This window comes from Neobacillus drentensis, from assembly GCF_036965425.1.
Lineage (GTDB): Bacteria > Bacillota > Bacilli > Bacillales > Cytobacillaceae > Neobacillus > Neobacillus drentensis_F.
The window spans coordinates 153309-160633 of the sequence record NZ_JBALPP010000034.1 but is presented as its reverse complement, the minus strand read 5'-3'; the positions used below and the strand labels follow the sequence as shown (position 1 = coordinate 160633).

Below are 7325 nucleotides of genomic sequence, written 5' to 3'. Positions count from 1 at the left end.
CTACAGGTACCATATTAAATGGCACGCACTCTATTTTTTAGAAGACCTTGATGGCTCAAGAATGGTTTTGTGAATGATGATATTAACCAGTGACATAATCACGGCAAAAAGGAGTGCCATGCCAAAACCATGAATCTCGAAAGCATCTCCCATCAAATAATCAGTTAGCTCGAGGGTGATGGCATTAATGACAAACAAAAACAACCCCATCGTGATTACCGTCACCGGCAAGGTAAACAAGATCAAGAGCGGTCGCACTAGAACATTTAAGATGGATAATAAAATGCTAGCCTGAATCGCGGCAGTAAACCCTGTTAATTCAAAGCTTTCTTTAAAATATCCTGCGAGCGCCATAAATAAAACTGCATTTATCAAACATCCAATTAGCCATCTCATGTTTAAAATCTCCTATTTATTCGGCAATTGATTTATTAATCGTAATCGAGCCTGTTTTTGTATCAGCATTTATTTTTAACATTGTATCAGGATGGTTGATCGATTGGAAGCGAAGCGATTTTTGAATCATTTCGCTTTTCTCTTCTAAAATTTGCACCCCGACAAGATTGACATGGAAGCCTCCAAGGTTAGTCTTTAATTCACCGCTGACAGGAGTCCCCTCTGGAATGTACAAGTCAATCGGACCGGTGGTGGCCTTCGTTCCGATGAATTCGCAGCGGTTTCCGGCCAGGGTAAGATTAATAGTGCCGCCAAAGGTCTGTGCTTCCACCTTTTTAAAATCACCATCTAATTTAATGGCACCTGAAATGGTTTCGGCCTCCAGGACATCCAACTGGCTGTTCTTTACGTTAATTTTTCCGTTTGCCGTTTCCACTTCCGCCCTTTTTCCGCTTACATGGTCCAGCGTTATTTTTCCATTTGCCGTTTTCATCCGAAGATCCTCAACCATCAGTTCGCCGCCGGAAATCGAGCCATTGAACAATCGGATGCGAACCCGCTCATATTGAGCTTTTGGCACGTATACTAACGCTTCGACCTTCATCCATTTTTGCTGAGTGGCAAAGCGCAGCTTCTGGCCTTCGACAGAAAAGATCACATCCCGTAAAAAGTTTTGCCGTGCCTGATCCTGGTTGTCTACACGGTAAACCTTTGCCTGACACTCAACCCGGACGTCCGGCTGGTCCCAGGGAGCGATTTTTACCGAACCATTGGCCACATCAATATCCATATCCTTCAGCTCGGCATCGCCATGATGGAAAATGTGAGAAATATCAACGGATTGACCAAAATTCAAATCGAGATCAATTTCTTTAATTTTTTTCAAAGCCGAATCGACGAATTCAAAAATTTTTTCCTTGGCTGATTGGTATTTCGCATTGACGGGGTCTTCTTTTTTCGCTTCTTCAAACTGAACGGCCGTAGATAGCTCGGTTATGATTTGTTCCTGCCTTTGCTCCATGGTTTGCTTGGCTTTTTCCAATTCTTCCAGCAAGGTTAACGCTTCATCCACCGACAGTTTTCCCTCTTCAACCATTTTTAAAATTCGCTTCCGTTCCTCTGTCATCGTTTTCCACCTCTTCTTATTATTCTCTTTAAATCCTATTCAGCAATTAGGACCTTTACGCCTTTGACAACATTCCATATGAGAACTGCGACCCATAAAATGACTAGGGTGACAATACTAATAATCGTGAAGACAGGGACATTTCCTACACCATTTCCAACTTCGTAAACGACTGCAAAAAGGACTATCGGAGTTGGAATCAAGGGTATCAAGTGGGATAGCAGCGCCTTCTTGGCATGCATTTTGGTCACTTTATCCGAGCTTGCAATTAGGACCACAAGCGGAAACAGAAAGCCCGCGAAAAAAATACTGAAATAACTCAAACAGGAGAGAACCTTTCTCGAATCCATATTTTATCACCTCTAATCTTTATTTACGAAATTGGAGGTTGAAAGATTCAATTTTTCATAAAATTAAAGGTCCAAATCTGTTAATTTGGTTGGATTCCGCTTATTTGGGCAGGATTTCTGCGAAGTTCGATAATAATTCCAAAGGATCCCCGGAATAATTCCGCCGATTCTGAAGATAATTCCGCAGAACCAATATTTTTAGCAAAAAAAAGAGCCCAACCCAAAGGGGTTAGCTCTGTACACTCATTTCTTTTTCTTCAATTTGCTGTTTCATTCGTAAACGGTCACGCTCTAGGATAGGCTTTAAGTATTTTCCGGTATAAGACCCCTGAACTTCTGCGACCTTTTCCGGTGTTCCCGAAGCAATGATTGTTCCGCCCTTGTCGCCGCCTTCTGGTCCAAGGTCGATAATATAATCGGCGGCTTTGATAACATCGAGGTTGTGCTCGATACATAACACCGTATCACCATTTTCGACTAGGCGCTGCAGGACTACCAGCAGGCGTGAAATGTCATCGACATGAAGACCGGTCGTCGGTTCATCTAAAATATAGAATGATTTGCCCGTCGAACGACGATGCAGCTCAGAAGCCAGTTTGACACGCTGAGCCTCCCCGCCTGAAAGAGTTGTCGCCGGCTGGCCAAGTGTGATGTAGCCGAGTCCGACATCTAGAATCGTCTGCAGCTTGCGGCTGATTTTTGGAATGTTTTCGAAAAATTCAACGGCTGCCTCGACGGTCATATCGAGAATATCCGAGATATTTTTTCCTTTATATTTCACTTCCAGTGTTTCACGATTATAGCGTTTGCCATGGCATACTTCACAAGGAACATACACATCAGGTAAAAAGTGCATTTCAATTTTGATAATACCATCGCCGCGGCAGGCTTCACAGCGTCCACCCTTCACATTAAAGCTGAAGCGTCCTTTCTTATAGCCGCGGACCTTCGCCTCATTGGTAGTCGCAAACACATCACGGATATCATCGAAAACGCCTGTATAAGTAGCCGGATTAGAGCGCGGCGTTCTGCCAATCGGTGACTGGTCAATATCGATGACTTTTTCTAAATAGTCGATTCCTTTGATGCTCTTATGCACACCTGGTCTCGTTTTGGCATGGTGAAGCTTTTGCGCCAGCGATTTATGGAGGATCTCATTAATCAGCGTACTTTTTCCGGAGCCAGAGACACCCGTAACAGAAATAAACATGCCAAGTGGAATTTTCACATTTACATTTTTCAAGTTATTTTCCGATGCACCCTTAATTTCAATATAACGTCCATCAGGCTTGCGGCGTTCAAGCGGCAGCGGGATGAACTTTTTACCGGATAAGTACTGGCCGGTAAGAGAGTTTGGATCCGCCATTACTTCTGATGGAGTTCCAGCTGAAACCACTTCCCCGCCGTGTACCCCTGCACCCGGTCCGATATCAATTAAATAGTCGGCGGCGAGCATCGTGTCTTCATCATGCTCGACGACAATCAAAGTATTGCCAATATCGCGCATGCTTTGCAGCGTACCAATCAACCGGTCATTATCGCGCTGATGAAGACCGATTGATGGTTCGTCTAGAATGTATAACACACCTGTTAATCGTGAACCGATCTGTGTCGCCAAACGAATCCGCTGTGCTTCACCGCCCGAAAGCGTTCCCGCTGTTCGGCTCAACGTTAAATAATCGAGGCCAACATTGATTAGGAAGCCCAGGCGCTCGAGGATTTCACGGAATATCAAATTAGCAATCTGCATTTCTTTTTCAGAAAGCTTTAGTTCTGAGAAAAATTGATGCGCTTCCTCAATCGAGAGGTCCGTAACTTGAGCAATATGGCTGCCATTAATGAGAACTGCCAACGTTTCCTTTTTCAGACGATACCCTTTGCAGGTTGGACATGGCTGCTGGCCCATGTACTTTTCCATTTGTTCGCGAATGAAGTCAGAGCTTGTTTCTTTATAGCGGCGTTCGACATTACGGATGACGCCTTCGAATTCAATATGGCCCTCACGGATTTGCCCAAAATCGTTCTCGTAACGGAAATAAATTTTCTCCCGGCCGGAACCGTAAAGAACTTTTTCCAAAAGATTTTCGGAAATATCCTTTACAGGGATATCCATGTCGATGCCGAAATGGTTGCATACCGCCTCCAATAGCTGCGGATAGTACTGCGAGCTCGTTGGCTCCCATGGGGCAATCGCATGCTGTTTCAAGGTAAGGTCACGGTTAGGAATCACCAGGTCCACATCGACCTCTAGCTTGGAGCCAAGGCCGTCACATTCCGGACAAGCGCCAAATGGGCTGTTAAAGGAAAACATCCGCGGCTCAAGCTCCCCAATGGAAAAACCACAAAGGGGACAGGCATGGTTTTCACTGAATAAAAGCTCTTCTTCACCGATAACATCGACGATGACCTTGCCTTCGCCAAGCTTCAACGCAGTCTCAAGGGAGTCAGCAATCCTTGCCGAAATCCCGTCTTTGACGACAATCCGATCGACAACCACTTCAATCGAGTGCTTTTTATTTTTCTCTAGTTCAATCTCATCACCAAGATCCATCATTTCTCCATCCACACGAACACGGACAAAGCCTTGCTTTTTAATATCTTCTAATACCTTTACATGTGTACCTTTTCGACCGGAAACAACAGGAGCAAGAATTTGCATCTTGGTGCGTTCCGGATATTCAAGAATCCGGTCAACCATCTGCTCAATCGTTTGCGAGGAGATTTCGATATTGTGATTAGGGCAGGTTGGATGCCCAACCCGGGCAAATAATAATCGTAAATAATCATAGATTTCTGTTACGGTTCCAACTGTCGAGCGCGGGTTTCGGCTTGTTGTTTTTTGATCAATCGAAATTGCCGGGGAAAGCCCCTCAATCGCATCGACGTCCGGCTTATCCATTTGTCCTAAAAACTGGCGGGCATAGGCAGATAAAGATTCCACATAGCGGCGCTGCCCTTCTGCATATATCGTATCAAACGCGAGCGAGGACTTTCCTGAACCGGAAAGCCCCGTCAACACCACAAGTTTATCTCTAGGAATCGTAACATCAATATTTTTTAAATTGTGGGCTCTGGCGCCTTTCACAATCAATTTTTCCATTGCCATGTTAAAGTTATCCTTCCGCTTTTAGTTCTAATAATAGATCACGAAGCTCGGCAGCACGTTCGAAGTTGAGAGCCTTTGCTTCTTCCTTCATTTCTTTTTCCATTGTTGCAATCAACTTTTCTCTTTCCTTCTTGTTCATCTTGCTAAAGGATGCTGCTGGTGTATACTCTTCCTGTTCTTCTGCTGCATGGGTGGCACGAATGACATCCCGAATCGCTTTTTGGATCGTCTGTGGTGTTATGCCATGCTTCATATTATATTCCTCTTGAATCGCTCGGCGCCGTTTCGTTTCACCAATCGCTAATTCCATCGAATTTGTGATCCGATCCGCATACATGATAACGTGTCCATTAGCATTACGGGCTGCCCGGCCGATTGTCTGGATTAAGGATCGCTCCGAACGGAGGAATCCTTCTTTATCGGCATCAAGAATGGTGACAAGCGACACCTCTGGAATATCAAGTCCCTCCCTTAGGAGGTTAATTCCGACAAGAACATCATATTTGCCAAGACGAAGCTCCCGGATAATCTCAATCCGCTCAAGCGTTTTGATTTCGGAATGGAGGTATTGGACCTTTATCCCGATTTCCTTCAAATAGTCTGTTAAATCTTCGGACATTTTTTTCGTTAAGGTTGTCACGAGGACACGTTCATTTTTCTTAACACGGTCCTGAATTTCCCCAATCAAGTCATCGATTTGACCTTCAATTGGCCGTACGTCAATAGTAGGGTCAAGCAGCCCTGTTGGACGGATGATTTGTTCGATCATTTCCGGTGTATGCTCAAGCTCGTATGGTCCAGGAGTTGCTGAAACAAAGATGGCATTGTGAACATGCTTTTCAAATTCATCGAAGGTTAATGGCCTATTATCCAGTGCGGATGGCAGGCGGAAACCGTGGTCAACAAGCACTTGTTTCCGCGCTTTGTCACCATTAAACATGCCGCGAACCTGCGGCAGGGTCACGTGCGACTCATCAATAACCATCAGAAAATCGTCTGGAAAATAATCGAGCAGGGTATAGGGTGTAGAACCTGCCGGCCTGAGTGTTAGATGGCGTGAGTAATTTTCGATTCCGGAGCAAAAGCCCATTTCCCGCATCATTTCGAGGTCGTAGCGTGTGCGCTGTTCAATCCGCTGGGCCTCGAGTAATTTATTGTCTTCACGCAATTCTTCGAGACGGACTTCAAGCTCTTTTTCAATATTCTCGATAGCTTTCCGCATTTTCTCTTCTCTTGTGACGAAGTGGGAAGCTGGGAAAATCGCGACATGGTCACGTTCGCCTATGATTTCCCCTGTCAGGGCATCCACTTCACGGATCCGATCGATTTCATCGCCGAAAAATTCGACCCGCATGCAATGTTCATCACGGGAAACTGGGAAAATCTCGACAACATCGCCGCGGACACGGAAGGTTCCCCGCTTGAAATCAATATCGTTTCGCTCATATTGGATATCGACTAACCGATGAAGCAGCTGATTACGCTCGATTTCCATGCCGGTTCTTAATGAAAGTACCATCTCCCGGTACTCTTCCGGCGAACCGAGACCGTAAATACAGGAAACACTGGCAATAATGATGACATCTTTTCGTTCGAATAGTGAAGATGTCGCCGAGTGTCTTAGTTTATCAATTTCGTCATTGATGCTGGCATCTTTTTCAATAAAGGTATCTGTTTGTGGAACATAGGCCTCCGGCTGATAGTAATCATAGTAACTAACAAAATATTCAACCGCATTGTTCGGGAAAAATTCCTTGAACTCACTATAAAGTTGGCCGGCCAGCGTTTTATTATGGGCAATAACCAAAGTCGGTTTGTTTACTTCTTTTATTACGTTCGAAACCGTAAAGGTCTTACCCGTTCCTGTCGCACCGAGCAAAGTCTGGTGGCGCTTGTTGTTTTTGATGCCTTCGACAAGCTGCCGGATGGCTTCGGGCTGATCCCCTTGCGGCGAGTACTTCGAAACCAATTCAAATTGATCCTTCACAAATGTTCCCTCCCTTTTTTAATAATCCGAGTCTATTACCGTTATCACTTTCAGCATGAATCGCGTTACCGAATCGGGATGGTACTGGAAAGTGTATCCTCTAAATTTCATATTAACATTCTACCACAATCCTACAAAAACAAACCAACAATATGCGAACTAATATTCGTTTTTTTATTTAAATCTCTTGTTTAAGAAGGTCCCACCGCACCCATGTAAAAAAGCCAATCCTAAAGGGTTGGCTTTCTTCACTTATTTATTAGCTCTGTTAGACTTTGTTGTTGATTTGCGCTCCAGGTGCGAGCGGTTCGCGGGCGTGCCGTGGAGCCTCCTCGGCGCTTTGGCGCCTGCGGGGTCTCC

The 7325-nt window shown here is 44.9% G+C and carries 5 protein-coding genes; all 5 read right to left on the bottom strand.

The window, feature by feature from the left end; all coding sequences use genetic code 11:
• Positions 1-30: 30 nt before the first annotated feature.
• The 5 genes from V7161_RS09675 to uvrB all read right to left on the bottom strand — a co-directional run bounded on the left by V7161_RS09675 (position 31) and on the right by uvrB (position 6965).
• Positions 31-396 carry a phage holin family protein gene (locus V7161_RS09675; RefSeq protein ID WP_335444559.1) on the bottom strand — a complete coding sequence of 122 codons (366 nt, stop codon included), beginning with the start codon at positions 394-396 and terminating at the stop codon, positions 31-33.
• 16 nt (positions 397-412) lie between these two features.
• A complete protein-coding gene (locus V7161_RS09670) occupies positions 413-1522 on the bottom strand; it encodes a DUF4097 family beta strand repeat-containing protein (protein WP_335444556.1) in 1110 nt (369 codons plus the stop codon).
• Positions 1523-1557: 35 nt separating this feature from the next.
• Positions 1558-1872 (bottom strand): hypothetical protein, encoded by a 315-nt coding sequence (locus V7161_RS09665; protein ID WP_335444554.1) that lies wholly within the window; start codon positions 1870-1872, stop codon positions 1558-1560.
• A gap of 229 nt (positions 1873-2101) precedes the next feature.
• Entirely contained in the window at positions 2102-4978 is a 2877-nt protein-coding gene (gene uvrA, locus V7161_RS09660) for an excinuclease ABC subunit UvrA (RefSeq protein WP_335444551.1), read from the bottom strand.
• 7 nt (positions 4979-4985) lie between these two features.
• Entirely contained in the window at positions 4986-6965 is a 1980-nt protein-coding gene (uvrB, locus tag V7161_RS09655; protein WP_335444548.1) for an excinuclease ABC subunit UvrB, read from the bottom strand.
• Positions 6966-7325 lie beyond the last annotated feature (360 nt).

Bases quoted from the DNA above. Each gene is read 5' to 3' on its own strand.
- V7161_RS09675 (WP_335444559.1), bottom strand. From the start codon at position 396: ATGAGATGGCTAATTGGATGTTTGATAAATGCAGTTTTATTTATGGCG.
- V7161_RS09670 (WP_335444556.1), bottom strand. From the start codon at position 1,522: ATGACAGAGGAACGGAAGCGAATTTTAAAAATGGTTGAAGAGGGAAAA.
- V7161_RS09665 (WP_335444554.1), bottom strand. From the start codon at position 1,872: ATGGATTCGAGAAAGGTTCTCTCCTGTTTGAGTTATTTCAGTATTTTT.
- uvrA (WP_335444551.1), bottom strand. From the start codon at position 4,978: ATGGCAATGGAAAAATTGATTGTGAAAGGCGCCAGAGCCCACAATTTA.